This is a genomic window from Rhodococcus wratislaviensis, assembly GCF_041228765.1.
Taxonomy (GTDB): Bacteria; Actinomycetota; Actinomycetes; order Mycobacteriales; family Mycobacteriaceae; genus Rhodococcus_F; species Rhodococcus_F wratislaviensis.
The window spans coordinates 2,471,222-2,494,779 of sequence record NZ_CP150488.1 but is presented as its reverse complement, the minus strand read 5'-3'; the positions used below and the strand labels follow the sequence as shown (position 1 = coordinate 2,494,779).

General features: G+C 66.7%; 24 protein-coding genes and 1 tRNA gene. 15 read left to right on the top strand and 10 right to left on the bottom strand.

Annotated features, from left to right (window positions below; translation table 11 throughout):
* Positions 1-33: 33 nt before the first annotated feature.
* The 3 genes from WKC72_RS11205 to WKC72_RS11195 are packed head-to-tail and all read right to left on the bottom strand — an operon-like array spanning position 34 to position 2,722.
* Positions 34-729 carry a TetR/AcrR family transcriptional regulator gene (locus tag WKC72_RS11205; protein ID WP_037230932.1) on the bottom strand — a complete coding sequence of 232 codons (696 nt, stop codon included), beginning with the start codon at positions 727-729 and terminating at the stop codon, positions 34-36.
* 44 nt (positions 730-773) lie between these two features.
* Positions 774-1,535, bottom strand: a complete 762-nt coding sequence (locus WKC72_RS11200; protein WP_370182615.1) for an SDR family NAD(P)-dependent oxidoreductase — start codon at positions 1,533-1,535, stop codon at positions 774-776.
* Positions 1,536-1,576: 41 nt separating this feature from the next.
* Positions 1,577-2,722 (bottom strand): acyl-CoA dehydrogenase family protein, encoded by a 1,146-nt coding sequence (locus WKC72_RS11195; protein WP_005251441.1) that lies wholly within the window; start codon positions 2,720-2,722, stop codon positions 1,577-1,579.
* Between the two features lie 137 nt (positions 2,723-2,859).
* On the opposite strand from WKC72_RS11195, the gene WKC72_RS11190 reads away from it, so the two are divergent.
* The 13 genes from WKC72_RS11190 (at position 2,860) to WKC72_RS11130 (ending at position 13,981) form a co-directional block, all read left to right on the top strand.
* On the top strand, positions 2,860-3,459 hold the full coding sequence (locus WKC72_RS11190; RefSeq protein WP_037182564.1) for a TetR/AcrR family transcriptional regulator: 600 nt from the start codon (positions 2,860-2,862) through the stop codon (positions 3,457-3,459).
* Positions 3,460-3,539: 80 nt separating this feature from the next.
* Positions 3,540-4,883 carry a DUF222 domain-containing protein gene (locus WKC72_RS11185; RefSeq protein ID WP_370182613.1) on the top strand — a complete coding sequence of 448 codons (1,344 nt, stop codon included), beginning with the start codon at positions 3,540-3,542 and terminating at the stop codon, positions 4,881-4,883.
* A 97-nt stretch (positions 4,884-4,980) separates the two neighbouring features.
* Positions 4,981-5,322, top strand: a complete 342-nt coding sequence (locus tag WKC72_RS11180) for a hypothetical protein (RefSeq protein WP_370182612.1) — start codon at positions 4,981-4,983, stop codon at positions 5,320-5,322.
* On the top strand, positions 5,319-5,909 hold the full coding sequence (locus WKC72_RS11175; protein WP_112302526.1) for a DUF3558 domain-containing protein: 591 nt from the start codon (positions 5,319-5,321) through the stop codon (positions 5,907-5,909). Before WKC72_RS11180 ends, WKC72_RS11175 begins: the two co-directional genes overlap by 4 nt.
* Positions 5,910-5,912: 3 nt before the next feature.
* Positions 5,913-7,244 carry a hypothetical protein gene (locus WKC72_RS11170; RefSeq protein WP_370182611.1) on the top strand — a complete coding sequence of 444 codons (1,332 nt, stop codon included), beginning with the start codon at positions 5,913-5,915 and terminating at the stop codon, positions 7,242-7,244.
* On the top strand, positions 7,241-7,990 hold the full coding sequence (locus tag WKC72_RS11165) for an ESX secretion-associated protein EspG (RefSeq protein ID WP_370182609.1): 750 nt from the start codon (positions 7,241-7,243) through the stop codon (positions 7,988-7,990). The genes WKC72_RS11170 and WKC72_RS11165 overlap by 4 nt, the downstream gene beginning before the upstream one ends.
* Positions 7,991-8,006: 16 nt before the next feature.
* Entirely contained in the window at positions 8,007-8,480 is a 474-nt protein-coding gene (locus tag WKC72_RS11160) for a DUF309 domain-containing protein (RefSeq protein ID WP_037230957.1), read from the top strand.
* Positions 8,480-9,118, top strand: a complete 639-nt coding sequence (locus WKC72_RS11155; RefSeq protein ID WP_037230959.1) for an LON peptidase substrate-binding domain-containing protein — start codon at positions 8,480-8,482, stop codon at positions 9,116-9,118. Before WKC72_RS11160 ends, WKC72_RS11155 begins: the two co-directional genes overlap by 1 nt.
* A gap of 61 nt (positions 9,119-9,179) precedes the next feature.
* A tRNA-Met gene (locus WKC72_RS11150) sits at positions 9,180-9,256 on the top strand.
* Between the two features lie 104 nt (positions 9,257-9,360).
* Positions 9,361-10,584, top strand: a complete 1,224-nt coding sequence (locus WKC72_RS11145) for a cytochrome P450 (protein ID WP_128641432.1) — start codon at positions 9,361-9,363, stop codon at positions 10,582-10,584.
* A 33-nt stretch (positions 10,585-10,617) separates the two neighbouring features.
* Positions 10,618-12,216: a phytoene desaturase family protein gene (locus WKC72_RS11140; RefSeq protein ID WP_370182607.1), complete on the top strand. Its 1,599-nt coding sequence runs from the start codon at positions 10,618-10,620 to the stop codon at positions 12,214-12,216.
* Positions 12,217-12,286: 70 nt separating this feature from the next.
* Positions 12,287-13,126: an alpha/beta hydrolase gene (locus tag WKC72_RS11135; RefSeq protein WP_037230968.1), complete on the top strand. Its 840-nt coding sequence runs from the start codon at positions 12,287-12,289 to the stop codon at positions 13,124-13,126.
* Between the two features lie 51 nt (positions 13,127-13,177).
* Positions 13,178-13,981 (top strand): transglutaminase family protein, encoded by an 804-nt coding sequence (locus WKC72_RS11130; RefSeq protein WP_112302521.1) that lies wholly within the window; start codon positions 13,178-13,180, stop codon positions 13,979-13,981.
* A 4-nt stretch (positions 13,982-13,985) separates the two neighbouring features.
* Here the strand turns inward: WKC72_RS11130 and WKC72_RS11125 are convergent, their stop codons facing one another.
* Positions 13,986-14,366 (bottom strand): MarR family winged helix-turn-helix transcriptional regulator, encoded by a 381-nt coding sequence (locus tag WKC72_RS11125; protein WP_112302520.1) that lies wholly within the window; start codon positions 14,364-14,366, stop codon positions 13,986-13,988.
* A 64-nt stretch (positions 14,367-14,430) separates the two neighbouring features.
* On the opposite strand from WKC72_RS11125, the gene WKC72_RS11120 reads away from it, so the two are divergent.
* Entirely contained in the window at positions 14,431-15,927 is a 1,497-nt protein-coding gene (locus WKC72_RS11120) for an MFS transporter (RefSeq protein WP_112302519.1), read from the top strand.
* 55 nt (positions 15,928-15,982) lie between these two features.
* On the opposite strand, the gene WKC72_RS11115 is transcribed toward WKC72_RS11120, so the two are convergent.
* From WKC72_RS11115 to WKC72_RS11105, 3 genes are all read right to left on the bottom strand, one after another.
* On the bottom strand, positions 15,983-16,954 hold the full coding sequence (locus tag WKC72_RS11115) for an alpha/beta hydrolase (protein ID WP_037230973.1): 972 nt from the start codon (positions 16,952-16,954) through the stop codon (positions 15,983-15,985).
* 172 nt (positions 16,955-17,126) lie between these two features.
* Positions 17,127-17,678 carry a gluconokinase gene (locus WKC72_RS11110; protein WP_037230974.1) on the bottom strand — a complete coding sequence of 184 codons (552 nt, stop codon included), beginning with the start codon at positions 17,676-17,678 and terminating at the stop codon, positions 17,127-17,129.
* Between the two features lie 34 nt (positions 17,679-17,712).
* Positions 17,713-19,107 (bottom strand): GntP family permease, encoded by a 1,395-nt coding sequence (locus WKC72_RS11105; RefSeq protein WP_037230976.1) that lies wholly within the window; start codon positions 19,105-19,107, stop codon positions 17,713-17,715.
* Positions 19,108-19,274: 167 nt separating this feature from the next.
* Here WKC72_RS11105 and WKC72_RS11100 point away from each other — a divergent pair, with 167 nt between their 5' ends.
* Positions 19,275-20,006, top strand: coding sequence for a FadR/GntR family transcriptional regulator (locus WKC72_RS11100; protein WP_005251406.1), 732 nt, complete (start codon positions 19,275-19,277; stop codon positions 20,004-20,006).
* Between the two features lie 37 nt (positions 20,007-20,043).
* Here the strand turns inward: WKC72_RS11100 and WKC72_RS11095 are convergent, their stop codons facing one another.
* The 3 genes from WKC72_RS11095 to eda form a co-directional block, all read right to left on the bottom strand.
* Positions 20,044-21,495 (bottom strand): sugar porter family MFS transporter, encoded by a 1,452-nt coding sequence (locus tag WKC72_RS11095; RefSeq protein ID WP_268789600.1) that lies wholly within the window; start codon positions 21,493-21,495, stop codon positions 20,044-20,046.
* Between the two features lie 228 nt (positions 21,496-21,723).
* The gene (locus tag WKC72_RS11090) at positions 21,724-22,902 is read right to left on the bottom strand and encodes an ROK family transcriptional regulator (protein ID WP_037230981.1); all 1,179 of its coding nucleotides are present in this window, start codon (positions 22,900-22,902) and stop codon (positions 21,724-21,726) included.
* A 29-nt stretch (positions 22,903-22,931) separates the two neighbouring features.
* On the bottom strand, positions 22,932-23,558 hold the full coding sequence (gene eda / locus WKC72_RS11085) for a bifunctional 4-hydroxy-2-oxoglutarate aldolase/2-dehydro-3-deoxy-phosphogluconate aldolase (protein ID WP_370182604.1): 627 nt from the start codon (positions 23,556-23,558) through the stop codon (positions 22,932-22,934).

The following is a 23,558-nucleotide window of genomic DNA, read 5'->3' as shown; positions in this document are numbered from 1 at the left end:
GGTGTCCCGCACGCTCACGCCGTCATGTGGCGCTCAACTCCGCTCGGGGAACCTCAGTCCGTTCGCCCAGATACGTGTCGTGGTGAACACGACGTCGTCGAAGTCGACGGGAGTGCCGTCGGTCCCGTTCACGCTGGCCACGAACACGTTGTACGCCAGCCTGCTGACCATCCCCGACAACGCCCGCGACGCCAGCATCGGGTCGAGTTCCGTGTCGGCGATGCCCCGCGCCTGCAACTCCGCGATGCCCCGCGCGTTGCGCGCGATGAACGCGTCGGCCCGCTGACGCCGTAGGTCCGCGAACGCCGGGTCGATGTGCGCGACCTGCTCGAGCAGCCCCATCAGCTTGGCGTTGCGCCGGTAGGCCTCCAGGTAGGCGCGGTTACTCGCCTCCAGGACGGCGTACGGGTCGTCGGTGTCCTGCACCCGCTTCATGCCCGGGTGCATCATGTCTTCCTGCGCCACCTCGAGCACGGCGGCGAACACCTGCTCCTTGTTGTCGAAGTACGTGTAGAACGACCCCGTCGAGCAGTTGGCTTCCTTCGTGATGTCGGTGAGCCGGGCATCGAGGTACCCGGAGCGCTCGAACACCGTCCGCGCGGCCGCCACCAACGCCGCGCGCGTGCGTGCACCACGCGGGGTCGCCGGAGGCTCCCGCAACAGATCGGTCGCCGCCATCGACGGGGCGGGCTGGTCGTCCCACTCTTCATGGACGGTGCGCGTGGTCATTTCCTACTTATACGCCAGCACGGCAGCCCCGCCCAACCCGACGCTCAGGTGATGGTGATGCCACCGTCCACCGCGATCGTCTGACCGGTGACGTACGCGGCGGCGTCCGAAGCGAGCCAGACGACGGTCGCGGCCAGCTCCTCCGGGTCACCGAGGCGACCGAGAACCAGCCGCGATTTCATCGATTCGAGGTACCCGTCCTGGTACTGGTCCGTCATCTCCGTCTCGAAGAATCCGGGAGCGATCGCATTCACGCGAATGCCCTTGCGGGCACCCCACTGCTGTGCCAGGTCGCGGGTGAGACCGATGACCCCGGCCTTGCTCGCGGCGTACGCGGCCTGCGGAAGTCCCGCGGTGGTGAGGCCGAGCACGCTCGCGATGTTCACGATCACGCTGCCCGGCTTCATGACCTTGCCCGCCGCCTGCGCCGCCCAGTAGGAACCGTTCAGGTTGATGTCGACGACCTGCCGGAACTGCTCCGGCGTCTCCCGCGTCGCGGGGACCGCCGTACCGACGCCCGCGTTGTTGACGAGCACGTCCACGCGACCGAACTTCTCCATGGCCACGTCGATCATGTTCTGCGCCTGAGCCGGGTCGGCGATGTCCGTCGCGACGCACAGCGCCTGACGTCCAGCGGCCCGCACCAGTTCGGCAGTCTTCTCGAGACGGTCGGTGCGGCGTGCTGCCAGCACCACGTCGGCGCCTGCCTCCGCCGCGGCCTGCGCGAACGCGACCCCGAGGCCCGACGACGCACCGGTCACGACGACCACCCGATCGGTCAAGCTGAACTTGTCGAGAACGGACATACGAAGCGACTCCTTTGTCGTCGGGCTACGGGGTACCGGGTTCAGAGGCCGAGGTCGCGGCCGATCAGTTCCTTCATGATCTCGTTGGAACCGGCCCAGATCTTGGTGACACGGGCATCCATCCACGCACGGGCGGCACGATACTCGGTCATGAATCCGTAGCCGCCGTGAAGCTGCACGCAGTGGTCGAGGACCTCGTTCTGCACCTGAGCAGTCCACCACTTGGCCTTGGCGGCGTCCACTGCGGTGAGCTCACCGTCGGCGTGGGCGGCAACGCAGTTGTCGACGTAGGCCTGGGTCACCTCGACGCGGGTGACGAGGTCGGCGAGGAGGAACTTGTTCCACTGCAGCGAGCCGATGGGCTGCCCGAATGCCTTGCGGTCCTTCGCGTACTGGATCGTCTCCTCGAGGATCGGCGCGGCGTGCGCGATGTTCGAGACGGCGGCACCGACACGCTCCTGCGGAAGCATCTCCATCATGTGGATGAATCCGCGGTCGATCTCACCGATGATGTTCGTCGACGGCACACGCACGTTCTCGAAGAACAGCTCGGCGGTGTCGGACTCGTGCTGGCCGACCTTGTCGAGCTTGCGTCCGCGCTCGAAGCCCTCCATGCCGGTCTCGACGGCGAACAGGGTGATGCCCTTGGACTTCTTCTCAGGGCTGGTGCGCGCCGCGACGATCACCAGGTCGGCGTTGTAACCGTTGGTGATGAACGTCTTGGACCCGTTGATGATCCAGTCGTCGCCGTCCTTGACCGCGGTGGTCTTGAGCGAGGCGAGGTCGGAACCGCCGGAGGGCTCGGTCATGCCGATCGCGGTGAGCAGTTCACCGGTGCAGAACTTGGGCAGCCAGCGCTGCTTCTGCTCCTCGGTCGTGAGCTGCACGAGGTACGGCGCGACGACGTCGGCGTGAATGCCGAAGCTCGACGACACGGCGGCGCTCGCCCGCGAAAGCTCCTCGGCGAGCACCGCGTTGAACCGGTAGTCGCCGGCTTCGCTTCCGCCGTATGCCTCGGGGACCTCGAGGCCGAGGAATCCGTTGCGGCCCGCTTCGAGCCAGATCTCGCGGTCGATGAAGCGCTGCTCGATGAGCTTGTCTGCCACCGGCAGGAGGTTGCGGTTCACGAACTCCCGGGCCGATTCGCGGAATGCCTCGTGATCGGGGCCGTACAGGGTGCGTCGCATGACCGCTCCTTTTCGAAATCCAGCTGTGGTGTGTATCCACGCCCATGTAAGCGTGTGCTTATTTTCTAAGCGCTTGCTTATACTGATCGTGCGGCGCGGTATTGTCAACAGCCGCGCAGCCGAGGATGGAGAAAGACATGAGCGAATCACCGAACCAGGTGATCAGCCCGTCGAAGGCTGCCGCCCGCATCCGAGCCGCAGCCGTCGACGCGTTCGCGACCAGCGGTTACGGGGGCACGACCACCCGCGAGATCGCCGCCCGCCTCGACATGAGCCCCGCCGCGATGTACCCGCACTACCGATCCAAGGAAGAGCTGCTCTTCGCGATCAGTTACGAAGGCCACACCGCCGCGCTCGACGTCGTCGTGAGTGCAGACCTCCCCGACGAGGCGCCCTCGACGAGGCTCCAAGCACTGATCGGCGCGTTCGCGAGCTGGCAGGCCACGCACCACGCACAGGCTCGCGTCGTGCAGTACGAACTCAACGCCCTCACGCCCGAGCACTACCGCGACGTGGTCAAACTGCGCCGCGACATCACCCACATCGTCCGCGCCGTCGTCGACGCCGGGGCCGCATCCGGCGAATTCACGGTGCCCGACGGCGAAGGCGTCACCCTCGCCCTCATGTCTTTGTGCGTCGACATCTGCCGCTGGTTCCCGGCAGGCGCCTACACCGAGCCGGAGGCTGTCGCAGACCTGTACGCCGACCTCGCGATGCGCATGGTGGGTGCCGGCTAGGTATTGCCAGCTCCCACAGGGTCGGTTACTGTAGAACATGTGTTCGATTCGGGGGAATCGACGGTAACCGGGGGGTCGGTGTGGATGTAGCAGCGGTGACCGAGTTTCTGGCCGAGTTACCGAAACTCGACCGGGCCATCGACGATGCGACGCGCATCGATGTGCTCCGCGCACTCGAAGAGGTGAAAGCCGCCTGCGCGGGTGTCCAAGCCCGGGTGACCGCAGACCTCGACGCCTCCATCCGCGCCGAACGAGCAGACCGCGACGTGCCGGTCGCACAGCGCGGGCGAGGTATCGCCAACCAGGTGGCGTTGGCACGACGGGACTCACCCTTTCGAGGTGGCCGGCATCTCGGCATGGCGACCGCTCTGGTCCACGAGATGCCCTGCACCTTGGCGCTGCTCGAACGAGGGGTGCTCAGCGAGTGGCGGGCAACGATTCTCGTCCGCGAAACGGCGTGCCTGACCCGAGAAGACCGCACCGAACTCGATTACGCGCTGTGCGCCGACCCGGCAACTTTGGACGGACTCGGCGACCAGGCCGTCTGCGCGAAAGTGCGCGCGGCCGCTGCAGAAGTCGACGCCGAGGCCGTCGTACGACGGGCCCGCAAAGCGGTATCGGACAGGCGGGTCACGTCCCGTCCCGCACCGGACACGATGGCCTACGTCAGCGCCCTGCTGCCGGTGGCACAGGGGGTCGCGGTGCACGCGACTCTCGCCCGTGACGCCGATTCGATCCTTGCCGCCGGTGACGAGCGCACGCGGTCGCAGATCATGGCCGACCTCCTCGTTTCTCGAGTGACCGGCGCGCCCCACACCGCGACGGCACCTCCGATCACCGTCAACCTCGTGATCTCCGACCGCGCGCTCCTCGACCGGGGGTCCGAACCCGCCTACGCGCAGGGGTACGGGCCCGTCCCCGCGGCGCTGGCGGGGCATTGGATAAATGAGGCAGTCAAGGCCACGATAGATCCGGAAACCGGTAACGAGGCACGGGTGACTCTGCGCCGCCTGTACGCGAACCCGCACTCCGGAGCCCTGACGGCGACCGAGTCCCAGGCCCGTTGTTTCCCCGCCGGGTTGGCTAGGCTGATCGATCTGCGCGATCGAACCTGCCGGACACCGTGGTGCGATGCGCCGATCCGGCACCACGACCACATCCAACCCCGCGAACACGACGGCCCGACCACCGCACACAACGGCGCCGGCCTGTGCGCGGCCTGCAACTACGCCAAGCAAGGCGCAGGGTGGAACGCCAAGCCCCACCAGCTGCCCGGCGGACTGCACAAGATCGAGATCCACACCCCCACCGGACACCGGTACCGATCAACCGCACCACCACTACCGAAACCGTTGCCGTTCCGCGAGGTTCAGATCAGCTCACCGGTGGAACGCATCCTCATCGAATACCTCCACGCGGCCTGAACATCGGGGCGCTGCGCACTACACCGAGTGACACACCTGTGCGGTAGCATCTCCGCACGCGGCCGTGGGGGTCCTGTCGAGTAGTGGGGGGATGGGAATGAGCAAAACACTGCGTCTGGAAGATGACGCAATCCAACGATGCGTCGGCATCTGCAACACGATGATCGAGCAGATGGATCAGGCGATTAAGAACGCCGACCAGTTGAAGTACATTTCTGGGTTCGGCGGCTTCGACTCGGCGAAACAACTGCAGACGCGATACAACGACAAGTTCAATGGTGGCGACGGTTCTGGCTCTGTACGCGAGCGCCTGAGGGAATTCCGCGATGTGATCATCACTATGCGTGACACATTTGCCGCGGGAGGCGCGGAATTTTCCGATACCGACAGCGCGATCAGCCTGGCACTCTCTGGTATTCGAACAGGAGTCGATCAATGACGCGCAATGCATTATGCGGAGTCGCCGCGGTTTCCCTCCTGCTCGCAGGATGCAGCACCCATGCAGCAAGCCGAGAAGCCACTCCGACGGAATTGCCCAGTTCGACTGTTCGCGTGCCTCGACATGTCGATCAATCTGACCGACCGCAGGTCACATTCGATCCCTGCCTCGACATCCCTGATTCGACACTGACCGCCGCCGGTTACGACCCGACGAGCGAAAAGAACGCCGACTTCACGGGGGGAAGCTACACCTTCCTAGGGTGCAGCTACGACAGCTTTCACAAGCCGGAGGGCTTCTACTACGGCATGAATGTCCTGTCGGGAAACATCAGCTTCGCCGAAGAACAAGAGAAGAAGAAGGATCACTCCACCCCTATCGAGATCAACGGCCGAAGAGCCCTCCTGATCTTCGACAGCACGGTGAGGGATTACTGCGAACTCAGTGTCGAAACTCCATACGGTGTTCTCGGATTCACGCGAAGCATTTTTGCCGATCACGCTGGCCCCGTATCGGTACCAGAGTGGTGCGGAGGCCTCGAAGACACAGCCCGCACCTACGAGCCGCTCATTCCGAAGGAGGACTGACCGATGGCACCGAAAGACCCGCTCGCTCCCTTCTTCGATGCCGTGCTGCCCAATGGTGCCGGCGATCAGCACCGCACCAAGCTGCAGAGGTCGGCGGAGCAACTCGGGTCAGATGCGATCGACCCGCCCTACATCACCACGATGGAATGTTTCGAGGGCTGGCAGCACTCGGAGATCCACGCGAAGACGCAGGAAATGAACCCTGACGACATCGGCGGACTCGCTCAGGCTTGCCACGCCATCGTCGGCTCACTACCCATCGGCTTCGGGTTCGCCCTTCTCAAGAACACGATTGCCGAAAAATGGGAGGGCGCAGCCGCCGACGCGGCGCTCGCGGCGACAGAAACCCTTGCGGGCGCGAGTGACCAATTGACCTCGGGTGTGCAAGCGATTGGCGTGAAGCTCGACATTCTCAGCAGTGCTGCGCAGGATGTGAAAAACAGCATCCCAGCACCGATGTCGGAGCAACCACTGAGCCTTCTCCCCCTGACACCCACTGCCGCCGAAGCTCGAGAAGCAGCGCGGGATGCGGCAAGGGAAGAGGCCATTCGAAAGCTGCAGAACATCTACGTCCCGAATTACCAGGACGTGGGCACGAATGTGCCCGTCCTGCCGGCACCGCACTCACCCAACGGCAGGGCCGATTCCGTCGATCCGAACGTCGCTGCGCCGAACTCGGGCGGTCCCGGTTCCTGGGGCACCACCGACAGCAAGACCTCCTCCGCGTCGGGCGAGGGCGGGGGCGATTCGTCCGCAAACGGCGAGAACCCGGCGGACGGGGAGTTCGCAGCGGATGACGCCGCGACTACGTCTGCAGCGAACGCCGAAGCCGCTGCCAATCAGGGCGCCGGGGCCGGGTCCGGCTCAGCCGCACAGACTGCCGCCGCGAATGCGCAGAACGCAGCCGCTGCCGGTTCGCAGTCGGCCACGGGCACGGGGGCTGGCGCCGGGGGTTACGGCGGAGTAGGTGGAGGGTCCGGTGCCGGCGGATCGGGCATCGGCGGCTCGGCGTCGAGCGCGCGCCGCAAGAACGACAAGCGCGAGTCCGAGTCCAACTCGAGCGGTGTGGTTCCGGGTGGCCCGATTCCGTCCGGTGGTGCCGCAGCGGGCGCCGGGGCGGCTGCCGCTGCTGCGGCGGCGACTCCGGTGAAACCGAGCATGAGTCGTCCCGGAATGGGTATGGCACCTGGGATGATGGGTGCGCCCGGCCGAGCTGGCGGCAACGGCGACAGCGACACGGAGCACCAGACGCCGAGCTACCTCATCACCGTCGACAACGGCAACGAACTGATCGGCACACTCGACCCCGTCGCACCCCCGGTGATCGGCGCATGAACTGGCGGCTGACGTCAGCCCAATTCATGTGTCTCTGGGAGGCAACCGATCTCGACCGGATGCCGTACCCGCTGCAATACCGATCGGCGGCTGCGACGGAAGATCAGTACGCCGTCCAGCAGCGCGAGCTGGAGCAGTGGCGGACCGCGCTCGACGAACCGAAACTGGTCGCCGCGATCCAGGCGCTCCGGGATCCGCAACTGTCCGTCACGGTGCTCGCCCCCTCCCCCGAACTCGACTCCGGGCTTCGCCGGAGGGGCAGCATCCGTGGCCGGGTCGCCGTCGTCGCCGAACAGATGCGCGGAGCACCGGGCCGCGGCGACATCCGGATCGACGCCGGCACCGAGGGCGTCGACTGGCTGACCACCCAACTCCTGAAAGACTTGCCCGACTGTGCGCCCGGACGAACCCCGTCTCTGACCGCGCACCCCGACGACCTCGGGAACCGCAGCAGCGGGAGTTCCGTCCTGCAGAACGCCCGAGCCTCCGACGGCACTCTCCTGCGAAGGATCGTGGGCCGGCCGCGGACCGGAATCGGATACATCTGCATCCGTGGTGCTCGCAGCGGCCTCGACGAGCCCGTTCTGGGTGAACTGACCTGGATCGACGTCGAAGCGGACGGCCGGTATCTCTATCACCAGGACGACCGTGTTCACCTGCGGTCCGCGACAGTCCGGTCGGTTCGCGACGAGCTGTCGAAACGCGTGTCGGCGGCCCTCGCCAACGCTTCGCCGACCCGCGGCTGAGCGTTACCCTTGTCCCATGACCGATCGGGACAGGGACGGGGCGGGGAAACCCCTCAATGCACGCCCCCGCGACGAACTCGGCCGCCCCCTGCCGCACGACGCCGAGGGTGTACCCCGTATCCCCGATGACCTGCGGTTACCACCCGACGAGGCGATCACCGAGGCTCAGCGGCTGCTCGACCACGGCATGCCGTTCCACGCCCACGAGATCCTCGAGGGTACGTGGAAGATCGCCCCCGAGGACGAGCGGGAACTATGGCAGGGGCTCGCACAGCTCGCGGTGGGTCTCACCCACCTGATGCGGGGCAACAAGACCGGCGCGCGGTCGCTGCTGCGCCAAGGCCACGATCGGATCCGGCATTACGAGGTGGAGGCGCCGCACGGCCTCGACATCGCCGGCCTCCTGACGTGGTCGGAACACCTCACGGACGAGATCGATCGCGTCGACCCGTTGCCGGCGACGCCCGTACCCCGATTGAGAATCCCCTGATGACTCTGCTCCCCATGTTCCCGCTGGGCTCGACGATGCTGCCCGGTCAGCAGCTCCCCCTCCACGTCTTCGAACCCCGCTATCAGGAACTGGTTCGCGACTGCCTGGACGCACCGGACGGTCCCCGTTTCGGGGTCGTTCTCATTGCCCGCGGCAACGAGGTGGGGGGCGGCGACGTCCGCCACGATGTCGGCACCATTGCGCGGATCGAATCCCACGCCTCGATCGGCGACGGGCGGTACGAGCTGTTCTGCCGCACGGAGGAACGGATCAAGGTGTCGAAGTGGTTGCCCGACAACCCGTATCCGATCGCCGAGGTGGATGTGTGGCCGGACGAGAACACCGGCACTCAGACAGCGGACTACGAATTCCCGTCCCTCATCGAGAGACTCGAATTCCTGTACGGCCTTCTCCGCCGTCTCGCGACGGAGACCGGCAACGTTCCGCCCGATGTTCCCGTCATCGGCGGTTTCCGCGGGTCGCTCGGCACGAGGCTCTACGAGATCGCCACCTACATTCCGATGGGGGACGCCGACCGCCTGCAGATCCTCGCTGCGGCCGGCGCAGACGAACGCTTGCGCGAGGTCTCCGAGGCGATCGAGAACGCCATCGAAATGGTCCAGTTCCGGCTGATGTGACCTAGCCCTCCCCGGGGTTGGTCAAGAGCACTCCGGGAAGGGTGTAGTGTTGTCAATGCAACGCGGGGTGGAGCAGCTCGGTAGCTCGCTGGGCTCATAACCCAGAGGTCGCAGGTTCAAATCCTGTCCCCGCTACCAAGTGGAAACGGCTCCGGAGATTCATTTCTCCGGAGCCGTTTTTCGTTGTTCCACATCCTCCAGGACTAGAACGTATTCTTGTACGTGAGGCCTCAGGAGGGACCGTGCAGCTCGCCGACGTCGATCTCTACAACCCGGACACCTTCGCGAAGGGCGTGCCCCACGAGATGTTCGCCGTGTTGCGGCGGGAGGCACCGGTCTACCGGCACCTCGACGAGCGCGGCGTCCCGTTCTGGTGTGTCACCCGTCATGCCGACATCGTGACGGTGAACCGGGACGCCGAGACGTACTCGTCGTGGCGGGGCGCCACCTATATCGACGACCTGAGCCCGGATGACCTGGCGGGCCAGCAGTTGATGATGCTGAACATGGACCCGCCCGACCACACGGCGCTGCGGAAGATCGTGAGCAAGGGTTTCACGCCCCGCCGCATCGGCCAGCTGCACGAGATTCTCGCGCGGCGGGCCACGACCATCGTCGACGCGGTGATCGAGCGCGGCGAGTGCGACTTCGTCGTCGACGTCGCATCCGAACTCCCGCTTCAGGCGATCGCCGATTTCCTGGGCGTGCCCCAGGAAGATCGCAAGCTGATCTTCGACCTGACGAATCAGATGATCGGCTCGTCCGATCCGGAATTCCATCTCGAGGAAGGGCAGGAACGGGCGGCGGCGGCCCAGATGTTCGCGTACAGCCTGGAGATGTTCGAGGATCGGAAGAAGCACCCGCGCGACGACATCGCGACAGCTCTCATCCAGGCCGACGTGCACGGCGAGAAGTTGGGCGAACTGGATTTCAACATGTTCTTCATGCTCTTGGCGGTCGCGGGCAACGAGACCACCCGCAACGCCATCTCGCACACCCAGCTGGCGCTGATGGAGCATCCCGAGGAGCGCAGGAAGGTGCTCGAGGATCCGTCCAAACTCGACGCTCTGATCGAGGAGGGGTTGCGCTGGGCCACACCGGTGATGCAGTTCCGGCGGACGGCGACCACGGACACCGTGCTGCACGACGTCGAGATCTCCGAAGGCGACCGCGTGGTCATCTGGCACATGTCGGGAAACCGCGACGAGGCGGTCTTCGACGACCCCTACACGTTCGACATCGACCGGCCCACCGGCCACTACTCCCAGCACATTGCGTTCGGTGGTGGCGGTCACCATTTCTGCCTCGGCGCCAACCTCGCTCGGGCGGAGATGAAGGTGATGCTGGGTGAGATTCTGCGGCGCATGCCGGACATGGAGCAGACCGCGCCTGCCCAGCGCCTGCGCTCCAACTTCATCAACGGGCTGAAGCACATGCCGGTGACGTTCACGCCCTCGCCCATCTGAGCAGAGCGCCGCCTTTTCTGACAGCCTGGTCGGGTGAACAACGTCGACGCAGTGGTCATCGGATCCGGTCCCAACGGACTCGTCGCGGCCGCGACCCTGGCCGACGCGGGCTGGGACGTCGCGGTCGTGGAGGCGCAGCCGACGCCCGGCGGTGCGGTGAGGTCGGCAGAACTCGTCCCCGGCTTCACCTCGGACCTGTTCAGCGCGTTCTATCCCCTGTCCACCGTGTCGCCCGCACTCCGCGGTCTCGACCTCGAGTCGCACGGCCTGCGGTGGAGTCATGCGCCCAGAGCGCTCGGTCACGCCCGCTCGGCTGCCGACGAGGACGCGCCGGTGATCCACCCGAACCCCGCGGACACGGCCGCCGACCTCGAACGCCGTCAACCTGGTGACGGTGCCGCGTGGACGGCGCTCGTCGAGCAGTGGCACGACGTCAAGGAACCCCTGCTGAGCACCCTGTTCAGCCCGTTCCCACCCGTGCGGGGTCCGAGCCGACTGCTGCGACAACTGGGCACGGCCGAGTCGCTGCGACTGGCCCGGTTCCTCCTCCTGCCCGCACGGCGGATGGCGCATGAACTGTTCCGCAGCGAGGCGGCTCGACTTCTGTTGCTGGGTAACGCGATGCACGCCGACACCCCGCCGGACGCACCGGGCAGCGGCGTCATGGGTTACATCCTGACGATGCTCGCCCAGGACGGCGGGTACCCCGTTCCGGTGGGCGGGGCGGGCGAGTTGTCGGCCGCGATGGTGCGCCGCGCCGAGCACGCGGGTGCGCACTTCCACTACGGCGACGCCGTGACCGGGATCGACGTCCGGTCGGGTAAAGCCGTGGGTGTTCGGACGGCGTCGGGTGTCCGCTACACCGCTCGTCGGGCGGTGATCGCCGACGTGTCCGCGCCCGCCCTGTACGGGTCGCTGCTTCCGGACCACGCCGTCCCTGCCCGCGTGCGCGCCGACCTCGACCACTTCGAGTGGGACACTCCCGTGCTGAAGGTCAATTACGCCTTGTCGGAGAAGATCCCGTGGCGATCACCCAGTCTGAGCGGTGCGGGCACCGTCCACCTGGGCGCCGACGACAACGGGCTCGTCCGCTGGATGGCCGACCTGACCACCGGCACCATTCCGGCCAGCCCGTTCCTGCTGTTCGGGCAGATGACTACCGCGGACCCCAGCAGGTCACCGGAGGGCACCGAAAGCGCCTGGGCGTACACACATCTACCGCGGGACATCACCGACGACGCGTCCGCCGATCTGCTCGCGATGCGCGTCGACGACGTCCTCGAGGCGCACGCACCGGGTTTCTCGGAGCGGGTCGTCGGACGCGTCGTACAGCGCCCATCGGATCTCGAAGCGGCCGACGCGAATCTCGTGGGTGGCGCCGTCAACGGCGGAACGGCGCAACTCCATCAACAACTGGTCTTCCGGCCGGGACCGGGCACGTCCCGTTCGGAGACCCCGGTCCAGGGCCTGTACCTGGGAAGCGCCTCGGCGCACCCGGGTGGGGGCGTACACGGGGTGTCGGGCCTGAACGCCGCCCGCGCCGCGCTGGGCGAGGACGGACCGCGTGGGTGGCTGCGGCGACGCACCTCGCGCGCCGTGATCGACCTGTTGTCGAAGGGACCGATACCCTAATTTGTCCCGTGCCGGGGTACCTCACCGTGCAATGATCTGAGTCGTCGTGTTCGGACCACGAAGGGGCATCATGCAGCATCGAGAATCATCCTTCGCCGGCGTCGGCGGAATTCCCATCGTCTACGACGTGTGGCTCCCCGAGCGGCGCCCGCGCGGCGTGCTGGTTCTGTGCCACGGCTTCGGCGAGCATGCCCGGCGCTACGACCATGTGATCGAGCGGCTCGGGGAACTCGACCTCGCGATCTACGCGCCCGACCACCGCGGGCACGGGCGGTCGGGCGGCAAACGGGTCCATCTGAAGGACTGGACCGAGTTCACCGACGACCTGCACCAGTTGTTCGGCATCGCGTCGACGGACTGGCCCGGCACCGACCGGTTCCTCCTCGGGCACAGTATGGGCGGGTCCATCGCGCTGACCTACGCACTCGACCATCAGCAGGATCTGAAGGCACTCATGCTGTCCGGGCCTGCGGTCGACGTGACGAGCGGCACGCCGCGCATCGTGGTCGAGATCGGCAAGCTGGTGGGGCGCTTCCTCCCCGGGGTGCCCGTCGAGTCGCTCGACGCGAAGCTGGTGTCCCGCGATCCTGCGGTCGTGTCGGCCTATGAGGAGGATCCCCTCGTCCACCATGGCAAGGTCCCGGCCGGGATTGCGCGCGGGATGATCCTCGCCGCCGAACGGTTGCCGGAGCGTCTGCCGTCGTTGACAGTTCCCCTGCTGCTCCAGCACGGCCGGGATGACGGACTCGCGAGTGTGCACGGCACGGAACTCATCGCCGAGTACGTCGGTTCGGAGGATCTCACGGTGGAGATCTACGAAAACCTGTTCCACGAGGTGTTCAACGAACCGGAGAACGAGGAGGTTCTCGACGACCTCGTCGAGTGGTTGCGGCCGCGCGTGCAGGCCTGATTTCGGCGGGGGTGTTCTGCACCCCCGGACGATGGGTGCCAGGATGGGCTGATGAAACGTCACGTCAGCGCCACTCTCGACATCGCGGTCACCGACGCCACCAGTCTCGAATTCAAGATCGCGGTTGCCCGGACGCCCGGTTCGGAGTTGTCGGAATCGTTGACGTTCACCCTCGACGGTAACCGTGTCGAGGCACGGGAGATGGTGGCGGAGCACGGCACTCGCGTCCACCTGCTGGACAGCGAACCCGGATCGCTGCACGTCGAGTACTCGGCTTCGGTTGCGGGTAAAGCTGATTCGCCTCCGGTCACCGACTACGACCTGTCGAAGTATCTGCGCCCGAGCCGATATGCGGAGGCGGACAAGTTCTTCGGCTTCACCGGCGGTGAATTCAATCTGTCCAAGCCGCACCCGGAACTGCTGCAGGACATCACCACGTGGGTGGGGTCGCGGCTGCTGTACCAGGCGGGTTCGAGCAGATCCACCGACAGCGCCGTCGACACGATGCTGTCCGGGGCGGGCGTGTGCCGTGACTTCGCTCACCTCACGGTGGCGCTTCTGCGGGCCGTCACCATTCCGGCGCGGCTGGTGGCCGTGTACGCGCCGGGGTGCGACCCTATGGATTTCCATGCTGTCGTCGAGGCGTTCGTCGATGACGAATGGCGTGTGGTCGACGCGACCCGATTGGCCCCGCGTTCGGCACTGCTGCGGATCGCGACGGGTCGCGACGCCGCGGACACCGCATTCCTGGACAACCATGGAGGGGCGATCACGCTCGAGAACACCGTGGTGACCGCCGTCGTCGACGGCGAGTTCCCGTCCGACGACTACGCGACACCCACCTCGTTGACCTGACGGATCAGGTTGCGTCCGAAAGCCTTTCGGTAAGCACGCCCACCTGAATCTTCTTGGCGTCGGAGTGCACCTCGCGGCCGGCGTCGGTGACGTCGACGAACACGCCTCGCCGGTCCGCCTCACACAGCGCCCGCGCGACCAGGCCCGCCTTCTCCAGCCGGGCCACGCTCCGGGACAGGGCGCTGGGGCTGAGGTACATCTCGGCCGCCAGGTCCTGCATCCGCGGTCGCTCGCAGGTGGCGTCCATCAGTCGGTCGAGCGTCTCGAAATCACTCATGCTCAGGCCGTGAGCGTGTTGCATCTCACGATCCAATTCGCAGGCGATCGAGTTGTATCTGCTCGCGAGCAGCCGCCACGTGCCGCGCAGGTCTGCTTCAGAGCTCATGTCCCGCACCCTAGCGCGCGTACGCAAAAGGTGCAAGCGAATTAAATGCAAACGAAATTAGTGCTTGCGCATTGATTGCACGTGCATCTACATTCTCCCTGTGACTATCAGCGACGCCACCCCGGACCTCGCCCCCTCGTCGGGCGCCACCGCCACCCCGTCGACCGACCAGGCCTGGACACCCCGCCTCTGGGGCGTCCTGGCCGTGCTGTGCCTCGTCATGTTCCTCGACGGTCTCGACGTCTCGATGGTGGGTGTTGCGTTGCCCTCCATCGGAACCGAGTTGGGGCTGTCCACCACCTCGCTCCAATGGATCATCAACGGATACGTACTCGGATTCGGTGGTCTGTTGCTGCTGGGCGGACGCACCGCCGACCTCCTCGGACGCCGCCGCGTCTTCCTGATCGCACTCACCGTGTTCGCGATCGCGTCCCTGGTCGGCGGGCTCGTCGACAACGGCACGCTGCTCATCGCGAGTCGTTTCGTGAAGGGCCTCGCCGCCGCGTTCACCGCGCCGACCGCGATGTCGATCCTCACCACCACGTTCAAGGAAGGGCCCGCCCGTAACCGGGCCCTCTCGATCTTCTCCGTCTTCGGAGCGAGCGGCTACTCGTCCGGCCTGATCCTGGGCGGACTGCTGACCAGCGCCGGGTGGCGCTGGACCTTCCTGATGCCGGTGCCGTTCGCGGTCCTCGCCCTGGTCGCGGGTGCCGTCCTGATCCCCCGCGACCGCGCCGCCGACAACGGCGGACACGACATCGTGGGCGCCGCCACGCTGGTATCGGGAATGCTGCTCGCCGTCTACACCGTCGTGTCGGCACCGGCCCGCGGCTGGGCCGATCCGCTCACGCTGGGCTCGTTCGCACTGGCCGCCGCCCTGCTGGCGTCGTTCTTCGTCGCGGAGAACCGGGTGGCGCACCCGCTGGTGCGTCTGAGCATCCTCCGGGCCGGGTCGATCGTGCGGGCGAACCTCAGCATCGTCGCGCTGTTCGGCTCCTACCTGAGCTTCCAGTTCATGATGACCATCTTCCTGCAGTCGGTGCTCGGATGGTCGCCGCTGGAGATGGCACTGGGTCTCCTGCCCGCCGGCATCATCGTTGCGTTCGGATCGCCGTTCGTCGGACGCCTGATCGACGCGTTCGGCACGGCACGCATGATCATCGCGGCACTGACCTCGTTGAGCCTCGGCTACCTGTGGTTCCTCTTCGCGGGGAGCGACCAGCCCCACTACGCGGTCGCGATCCTGCCGAGCGTGCTGCTGCTGGGCGTCGGTTTCGCACTGGGCTTCACGTCGATCATGGCCCAGGCCACGTCGGGCGTCGACGACTCCGAGCAGGGGTTGGCGTCGGGCCTCGTGCAGACGTCCGCGCAGGTGGGCGCCGCGCTCGTGCTGGCACTCACCACCGCGCTCGTCACCGCCGGCTCGCACACGGCCACCGGTGTCAGCGGCGCCGGATTCCACCAGTTCCACTCCGGCCTCGTGCTCGTCACGGGAGTCGCGCTGCTGGGTCTGCTTATCACGGTGTCACCGCTGCTGCGCAGGGTCCTCAACCCCGCATAGGCCCGGAACGGCAGAACGGGTGGGCACAGGCCCACCCGTTCTGCCGTTCAGTCGTTCAGGCCGAGTGCCGCTTCGATTCCGTGAGCGCGCGCGACGCGAAGTCGACGGTGAGCCCGATGATCGTGCGGCTCTCCCGCAGCACCTTGCCGATCACCGGAAATGCGTGGATCTGCCCACTCCAGATGTGGGTCTCGATCTGCCGTCCCTCGCGATCGAACCTGTCCGTGATGATCTCGACGTCGGGCCGCATGATTTCGTATTCGGCGGCGGTGAGGAAGACGGGCGGGAACAGCGCCGGATCCGCGTTCACCGGCGACTGGGCACCCGGAATCTGATCGGGCCCGGCCAGCCAGCGGTCCTTCAGCTTGGCCACCTGCGACATCGGCAGGTACGCATCACGCTTCATGAAATCGGGGTCGTGATCCTCGAGGTCGAGGTTGAGCAGCGGGGAGTATCCGATGACGGCCGCCGGGCGGGTGATGCCCCGCAACGCGGCGACTTCCGCGACCTTCATCGCCAGGTATCCGCCCGCCGAGTCCCCCGCGACGATCACCCTGGTGGGGTCGTCGCAGACCTTCAGCACCTCGGTGTACGCGGTCATGGCGTCCACCAGCGACGCCCCGATCGCCCCCTTGGGAAGCTGCCGGTACTCGACGGAGACGACGGGCGCACCCGAACGAGCGGCGAGCAACCCGCACAGTGCGCGGTGGGTGGCGAGCCCGCAGAACACGAATCCACCGCCGTGAAAGTAGAGGATGGTGGCGCCGTCCATCGACGTGACCGTGGGTCGCGGATGCGTGATCTTCTCGCACGGCACCCCGCCGAGCGAGATCGCCTCGATGTCGAGGCCCTTCGGCTTGGGAAGCCGGTCGATCAGCTCGTCGAGGGTCGCCAGCAGTTCGATGCCGCGGTCCGTCGTCGGCCATATCGTGAACAGCGGTTTGACGAAAGCCCTGGCAAACCAGAACGTCATGCGCGCCCGCCGACTGACATCCCAGTGCCACACGATCGATTCACGCGTTCGCATACTGCCCTCCGTTGTATCGGACGCTTGTCCAGCCAACTGGACACCCTAGGGCGATCCGGAGAGAAACGCACCCGAAACCGTCACGTCCGCTCCCCGAGACCTCCCGCCACGGTAGGACGAAGTCGCCCGTTGCCGAGCGACTTCGACGGATTTTCGTCCGATTGCCCGAGGTTCACCGAGCCAGTCGCTCCTCCAGCCGGGCAATGATCTCGGTCGCCACCTGGGTGGGTGATCCGCCCACGTCCACCACGATCGCGTCCTCGTCCGGCTCGATCGGTTCGAGCGTCGAGATCTGTGTGTCCAGCAACGACGGGGGCATGAAGTGGTCGAGCCGGGCCGTCAGCCGTTCCCCGATCTGCGCCCGCGACCCGGCGAGATGCACGAAGACGACGTTGTCGCCCCGCAGCACGTCGCGGTAGCTGCGCTTGAGCGCCGAGCAGGTGATGACCCCGGGCAGACCGTTCTCGGTGTGTTCCCGAATCCACCCCGCGACGACATCGAGCCACGGCCAGCGGTCCTCGTCGGTCAACGGCTGCCCCGACGCCATCTTCGCGACATTCGCGGGTGGGTGCAGGGCGTCTCCCTCCTGCAGGTCCCAGCCCATGGCGCCGGCGATGATTCCCGCGACCGTCGACTTCCCCGACCCGGACACCCCCATCAGCACGAGGACCGGATCCGCGGTCTGCGGCGTGCGTCCTGCAGGTTCGCGCGTACTCACGTGCATCTCACCAACCTCACTCGACATTTCTCGGCCCCCTTTAGATGAATACGCTCAGTGCGAGGACACCGGCCAGACCGGTGACGGAGATGATGCATTCCATCACCGTCCACGTCTTCAGGTTCTGTACCACCGTGACGCCGAGGTATTCCTTCACCAGCCAGAAGCCCGCGTCGTTGACGTGCGACAGGAACAGCGAGCCGGACCCGATCGCCAGCACCATCAGCGAGACGTGCGTGGAGGTCAGTTCGGCGGCGACGGGTGCGAGGATTCCGGACGCGGTGACCGTCGCGACGGTGGCCGATCCGGTGGCGACGCGGATGAGCACGGCCACGAGCCAGGCGAGGAACAGCACGGGAAGGGCGCTGTCCTTGATCGCGTCGGCGATCACGTCGGCGATGCCGGTGTCGATCAGGACCTGCTTGAATCCGCCGCCCGCGCCGACGATGAGGAGGATCCCGGCGATCGGGGGCAGCGAACTTTCGAGCGAGACGGCGATGGCCTTGCGATCCATGCCGCCACCCCGGCCGAGGAGCGCCATCCCGGCGAGCACCGCGAGTCCGAGGGCCACGACCGGCGTTCCGAGGAAGTCGAGCAGCGCCTTCGCGGGCGACTCCGAGTCGGCGGCGACGACGTCGGCGATCGCCTTGCCCAGCATCAGGACGACAGGAAGCAGGATGGCGGACAGGGTGGCCGCGAAGCTGGGCCGGCGACGCTCGGCGGCGGCCTCGGCGCCTTCCCGGTCCTCGACGGTCACGTAGAGCTCGGGAACGGGGACGTCCACCCAGCGTGCCGCCAGCTTGCTGAACAGCGGCCCGGCGATGACGACGGTGGGAATCGCGACGAGGACGCCGAGGGCGAGGGTGAGTCCGAGGTTGGCGTTCAGGGCCGCGACCGCGACCAGTGGCCCGGGGTGTGGCGGAACGAGACCGTGCATGGCCGACAGACCCGCCAGCGTGGGAATCGCGATCCGCATCAGCGACAGTCCCGAACGCCGTGCGACCAGGATGATGACGGGCATCAACAGCACGAGGCCGATCTCGAAGAACATCGGCAGGCCGATCACGGCGCCGACCAGCGCCATCATCCACGGCAGCGACCGCGGGCCCGCTCGTCCGACGAGGGTGTCGACGACGCGGTCGGCGCCACCGGAATCGGCGAGCAACTTGCCGAACATGGCACCGAACCCGATCAGGATTCCGACGCTGCCCATCGTGGCCCCGAAGCCCTCGACGAACGACTTCACCGAGTCTTGCCCACCCAGACCTGCGGCGATGCCGACGCCGACGGCGCCGATCGACAGCGCGAGGAACGGGTGGAGTTTGAGCCAGGTGATCAGCGCGATGATCACGGCGACGCCGACGACGGCGGCCGTGATCAGCCGCGCGTCGTGGCCGGCACTGTCGGCCGCTGCGAGTAGTGACGCGGTACTCATTCTGTTGCTCCAGGGAGATCGGTGATGGAATGACCCTTGTTCGTGACTCAGGTCACTCTGCCTCATAAACCATATGATTTCAAGGCCGAACCAAATTAAGTACTACTTAGAGTCTGAATCGCGCGCCAACGTGTGTTCAATAGGGCTAACCGTGGGAACATCGGCGGATGACCAACGCAGACGGCGGCGAGTACCGGCAATTGCACGAGACGGTGCTCGATCGACTGGGTAGCGACATCGTGGCCGGGGTCGTCGCACCCGGTACCCGGATCTCCGCCGACGACGTGGTCACCCAGTACTCCGTCTCCCGCACCGTCGTCCGCGAGGTGGTCCGCGTCCTCGAATCCCTCGGGCTGCTGGCCGTGCGGCGTCGCGTCGGGATCACCGTACTGGGTGAGGAGCACTGGAATTCGCTGGATCCGAGCGTGATTCGGTGGAAGCTGGCCGGCCCACAGCGATTCGAGCAGCTGTCGAGCCTGAGCGAACTACGGTCGGGCATCGAACCTCTCGCCGCGCGTCTCGCAGCGACGCGGGCGACGCCGGAACAGTGCGGGGCGCTGACGGCGGCCGTCATCGGAATGTCGTCGACGTCCCGCGCGGCGGACACGGACGCCTACCTGGCTCACGACTCCGACTTTCACCGCACACTGCTGACCGCGTCGGGGAATCCGCTGTTGCGCGCGATGTCGCAGATCGTCGTGGAGGTGCTCGAGGGCCGCACCCGGCACTCGTTGATGCCGCACGTCGCCGAGACCGAAGCCATCCGCCTGCACGGCGTGGTGGCGTCGTCCATCCAGATGGGCGATGCCGATGCGGCGGAGGCGGCCATGCGCGCGATCGTGAGCGAATCCGCGACGGCAGTCGAGCAGATGAAGGACGAAGAAGACACCCACGAGTGACGTCCTCGCGGGTGCCTCCTTCGTGGCGCGGTCGGTACTACGCGGCCGAATCCGAATGCATCGCTTCGAGTTCCACGCCCTTCGTCTCCTTGACCCAGCGCAACACGAAGACGAGTGACAGCACGGCGCACACAGCGTAGAAGCCGTACGAGATTCCCAGCGAGAAGTCCTTCATGGACGGGAACGTCACAGTGATCAGCCAGTTCGCCGCCCACTGGGCGCCCGCGGCGAGCGACAGGGCGGCGGCCCGGATGCGGTTGGGGAACGCCTCGCCGAGCAGGACCCACACCACGGGACCCCAGGACATTCCGAAGGCCACCACGAAGAGGTTGGCGGCGACGAGCGCGATCGGGCCCTGCAGTCCGGTCAGCTGCGGCGTCGTGACACCGTCCACGACGGTGGTGGACGCGGTGCCGAAGATGAACGCCATGGTCGCGAGCGTCACGGCCATGCCTGCGGAGCCGATGATCAGCAGCGGTCGCCGGCCCACCCGGTCGATGTAGGCGATGGCGATGAGGGTGGTGGCGATGTTGACCACCGACGTGATAACCGTGATCTGCAGTGAGCTGCCCTCGTCGAAGCCGACGGCCTGCCACAGGACGCTGGAGTAGTAGAAGATGACGTTGATGCCGACGAACTGCTGAAAGACGGAGAGTCCGATGCCGATCCACACGATCGGCATCAGGCCGAACGCGGAGCCCTTCAGATCACGGATCGACGGTTGCGTCTCACGGGCCAGCGTCGAGCGGATGCTCTCGATCTTGAGGTCCAGACCCTTCTCGCCGAGCAGGACCGCGAGGATGCCGCGAGCCTCACCGAGGCGGCCCTGGGCGATCAGGTAGCGCGGGGATTCGGGAATCGTCAGCGACAGCAGTCCGTAGGCCAGTGCGGGCACGCACATCGCGAGGAACATCCAGCGCCAGGCCTCGAGCCCGAACCACAGTTCTTCCTGCGACCCACCGGCGAGGGCGGCGAGGGCGTAGTCGACCAGGAGCGAGACGAAGATGCCCGTGACGATCGCGAGTTGCTGCAGCGACCCGAGACGTCCGCGCACCCGGGCGGGCGAGATCTCGGCGATGTAGGCGGGTGCGATGACCGAGGCCAGCCCCACTCCGATGCCGCCGACGATCCGGAACGTCACCAGCATCTCGACGTTGGCCGCGAATCCGGTGCCGATGGCGCTCAGCAGGAACATCACGGCAGCGGCCCGCATGGTGACGAGGCGTCCGTACCGGTCGGCGATCCGCCCGGCCAGCATCGCTCCCGCCGCGGCGCCCAGCAGTGCCGAGGCGATCGCGAATCCGAGGAGAGCGGAATCGACCTGGAACTTGCCTTCGATCGCCGACACCGCGCCGTTGATCACCGCACTGTCGTAGCCGAACAGCAACCCGCCGAGTGCGGCGACGACCGCGATACGGACGGGAACCGAAGTGCCCTCTGCTGTGTCGCCGGGCGATTCCGCACCGGGCAACAGGACGTTTTCAGTCATGGGACTCCTCGTGAGCAAGGGGGTGATCGAGTCTCGGATCGAGCCGAGGCCTGCGCGAGAGCGCATTCGTTGTGGTGTGGAACACAGTAGGCAACGGAATAGGGAACCGTCAAGATGTGAACACAAATAGACGAACACCACCGCGCAAATGTTCACTAATGAACGACCTGACCGTCACGAGCTCAGAGTTCACCCCACAAACTGATGTGAGAATTCAGCGGCGAACAGTCAGGCCGGAAGCGCGGATCGCAGACCCAGCGCGACGGCACCGAGCACCTGCGCCCGGGGACCGAGTTCGGCGACGCGGATGTCCAGGGAACGGACCGCGCTGGGCACCGCGTAGCGTCCGACCACCTCACGCATCGGCCCGAGCAGCAGTTCCCCGGCCAGCGCGAGTTCACCGCCGATGACGAGACGTTCGGGATTGACGAGGTTGCACAGGCTCGCTGCGGCGACGCCGACGTGCCGTCCCGTGTCGGCGAGCACCCGGATGCAGGCGGCATCTCCGCCCTCGGCCATCGCGACGATGTCGGCGATGGTGAGGTCGGGGCCGCGGCTCGGTGCGAGCAGGCCGATCACGACGTGCGAGGCGACGAGGGTCTCGAGGCAGCCGCGGTTGCCGCAGCGGCATACCTGACCGAACTCGTCGAGTGTCAGATGGCCGATTTCGCCTGCGGTGCCGCCTCTTCCGCGGTACAGCCGGCCGTCGAGGACGAGTCCGGCACCCACTCCGTCGGACAGTTTGATGTAGGCGAGATCGGTGGTTCCCCGGCCCGCTCCCCACATGTGTTCGGCGAGCACGCCGAGGTTCGCATCGTTGTCGACGTGCACCGCGGTGCCGAGATACTCCGACGCGATGGCTGCCGCGTCGACACCGACCCACCCCGGGAGGATCGACGGGCCGCCGACCTCACCGGTATCGGTCTCGAGCGGCGCCGGCAGACCCATGCCGACCGCGAGAACGGACGTACGGTCGCAGCCGAGGCGATCGAGGGCCGCGTCGAGAAGAGCGCCCGCCTGCACCACGCCGTCCTCGGCGCGGTGCCCCGCGCCGAGTTCGACGCGCTCCTCGGCCAGCACCTGGTGGGCCATGTCGGCGACGGCAACGGTGAGATGGCGGTGCCCGAAGTCGATCCCGACCGCGAGCCCCATCTTGCGGGTCAGCTTCACCGCACGGCCCCGCTGGCCCGGGTGGTCGCCGCCGGGCACGGCGACCATCCCGGCCGCGGTCAATTCCTTGACCATGTTCGAGACGGTGGCGGGGGCCAACCCGGTGCGACGCGCGATCTCCGCCTGGGTGAGCTCACCCGATGTCTGGAGTGCGCGGACCACACGGTGCTGGTTGGCGGACTTCAGCGAGGACTGAGAACCCGGCCGCTGGGAGTCACCGTTGTCACTGTCGCGCACGACATCACCGTACCGCGCCGCTTCCCTTGCTACCGGGCGAGTGCCGCCGCCTCACGCGCGAGTCCGCTGATCCGGTCCCAGTCCTTCAGCTTCACGGCGTCGGCGGGCGTGAGCCAGGATCCGCCGACACAGCCGACGTTGGGCAGCGACAGGTAGTCGCCGACGTTCGACGTCGAGATGCCGCCGGTGGGGCAGAACCGTGCCGCCGGAACGGGTGAGTGGATCGAGCCGAGGAACTTCGCGCCACCCGACGCCTCTGCCGGGAAGAACTTGAGTTCGCGGTAGCCGTGCTCGAGCAGGAAGAGCACCTCGGAGACCGTCGCCGCACCCGGGAGGTGCGGCAGTCCGGTGTCCGTCATGGCCTTCAGCAGAGTTTCGGTGCTCCCCGGCGAGACCAGGAACTGCGCTCCCGCGTCGGCCGCCTGCGCGGCCTGTACCGGTTCCACGATCGTGCCCGCGCCGACGCAGATTTCCGGCACGTCGCTCGCGATCGCCTTGATGGCGTCGAGCGCGCAGGGCGTGCGCAGGGTCAGTTCGATCATCGGGATGCCGCCGGCCACCAGCGCGCGGGCCACCGGCACTGCGTCGCCGAGGTCGTCCACGACGACGACGGGGATGACCGGGACGCGGTCGAGGAGGGAGGGGCTGTTCGTCAC

Excerpts from the sequence above, each read along its gene's own strand:
- WKC72_RS11175 (WP_112302526.1), top strand. The coding sequence starts at position 5,319 with ATGACGCGCAATGCATTATGCGGAGTCGCCGCGGTTTCCCTCCTGCTC.
- WKC72_RS11170 (WP_370182611.1), top strand. The coding sequence starts at position 5,913 with ATGGCACCGAAAGACCCGCTCGCTCCCTTCTTCGATGCCGTGCTGCCC.
- WKC72_RS11100 (WP_005251406.1), top strand. The coding sequence starts at position 19,275 with ATGACCAACGCAGACGGCGGCGAGTACCGGCAATTGCACGAGACGGTG.
- WKC72_RS11110 (WP_037230974.1), bottom strand. The coding sequence starts at position 17,678 with ATGCACGTGAGTACGCGCGAACCTGCAGGACGCACGCCGCAGACCGCG.
- WKC72_RS11115 (WP_037230973.1), bottom strand. The coding sequence starts at position 16,954 with ATGCGAACGCGTGAATCGATCGTGTGGCACTGGGATGTCAGTCGGCGG.
- WKC72_RS11180 (WP_370182612.1), top strand. The coding sequence starts at position 4,981 with ATGAGCAAAACACTGCGTCTGGAAGATGACGCAATCCAACGATGCGTC.
- WKC72_RS11165 (WP_370182609.1), top strand. The coding sequence starts at position 7,241 with ATGAACTGGCGGCTGACGTCAGCCCAATTCATGTGTCTCTGGGAGGCA.
- WKC72_RS11130 (WP_112302521.1), top strand. The coding sequence starts at position 13,178 with ATGAAACGTCACGTCAGCGCCACTCTCGACATCGCGGTCACCGACGCC.
- WKC72_RS11205 (WP_037230932.1), bottom strand. The coding sequence starts at position 729 with ATGACCACGCGCACCGTCCATGAAGAGTGGGACGACCAGCCCGCCCCG.
- WKC72_RS11125 (WP_112302520.1), bottom strand. The coding sequence starts at position 14,366 with ATGAGCTCTGAAGCAGACCTGCGCGGCACGTGGCGGCTGCTCGCGAGC.
- WKC72_RS11190 (WP_037182564.1), top strand. The coding sequence starts at position 2,860 with ATGAGCGAATCACCGAACCAGGTGATCAGCCCGTCGAAGGCTGCCGCC.
- WKC72_RS11105 (WP_037230976.1), bottom strand. The coding sequence starts at position 19,107 with ATGAGTACCGCGTCACTACTCGCAGCGGCCGACAGTGCCGGCCACGAC.
- WKC72_RS11200 (WP_370182615.1), bottom strand. The coding sequence starts at position 1,535 with ATGTCCGTTCTCGACAAGTTCAGCTTGACCGATCGGGTGGTCGTCGTG.
- WKC72_RS11160 (WP_037230957.1), top strand. The coding sequence starts at position 8,007 with ATGACCGATCGGGACAGGGACGGGGCGGGGAAACCCCTCAATGCACGC.
- WKC72_RS11155 (WP_037230959.1), top strand. The coding sequence starts at position 8,480 with ATGACTCTGCTCCCCATGTTCCCGCTGGGCTCGACGATGCTGCCCGGT.
- WKC72_RS11095 (WP_268789600.1), bottom strand. The coding sequence starts at position 21,495 with ATGACTGAAAACGTCCTGTTGCCCGGTGCGGAATCGCCCGGCGACACA.
- WKC72_RS11135 (WP_037230968.1), top strand. The coding sequence starts at position 12,287 with ATGCAGCATCGAGAATCATCCTTCGCCGGCGTCGGCGGAATTCCCATC.
- WKC72_RS11195 (WP_005251441.1), bottom strand. The coding sequence starts at position 2,722 with ATGCGACGCACCCTGTACGGCCCCGATCACGAGGCATTCCGCGAATCG.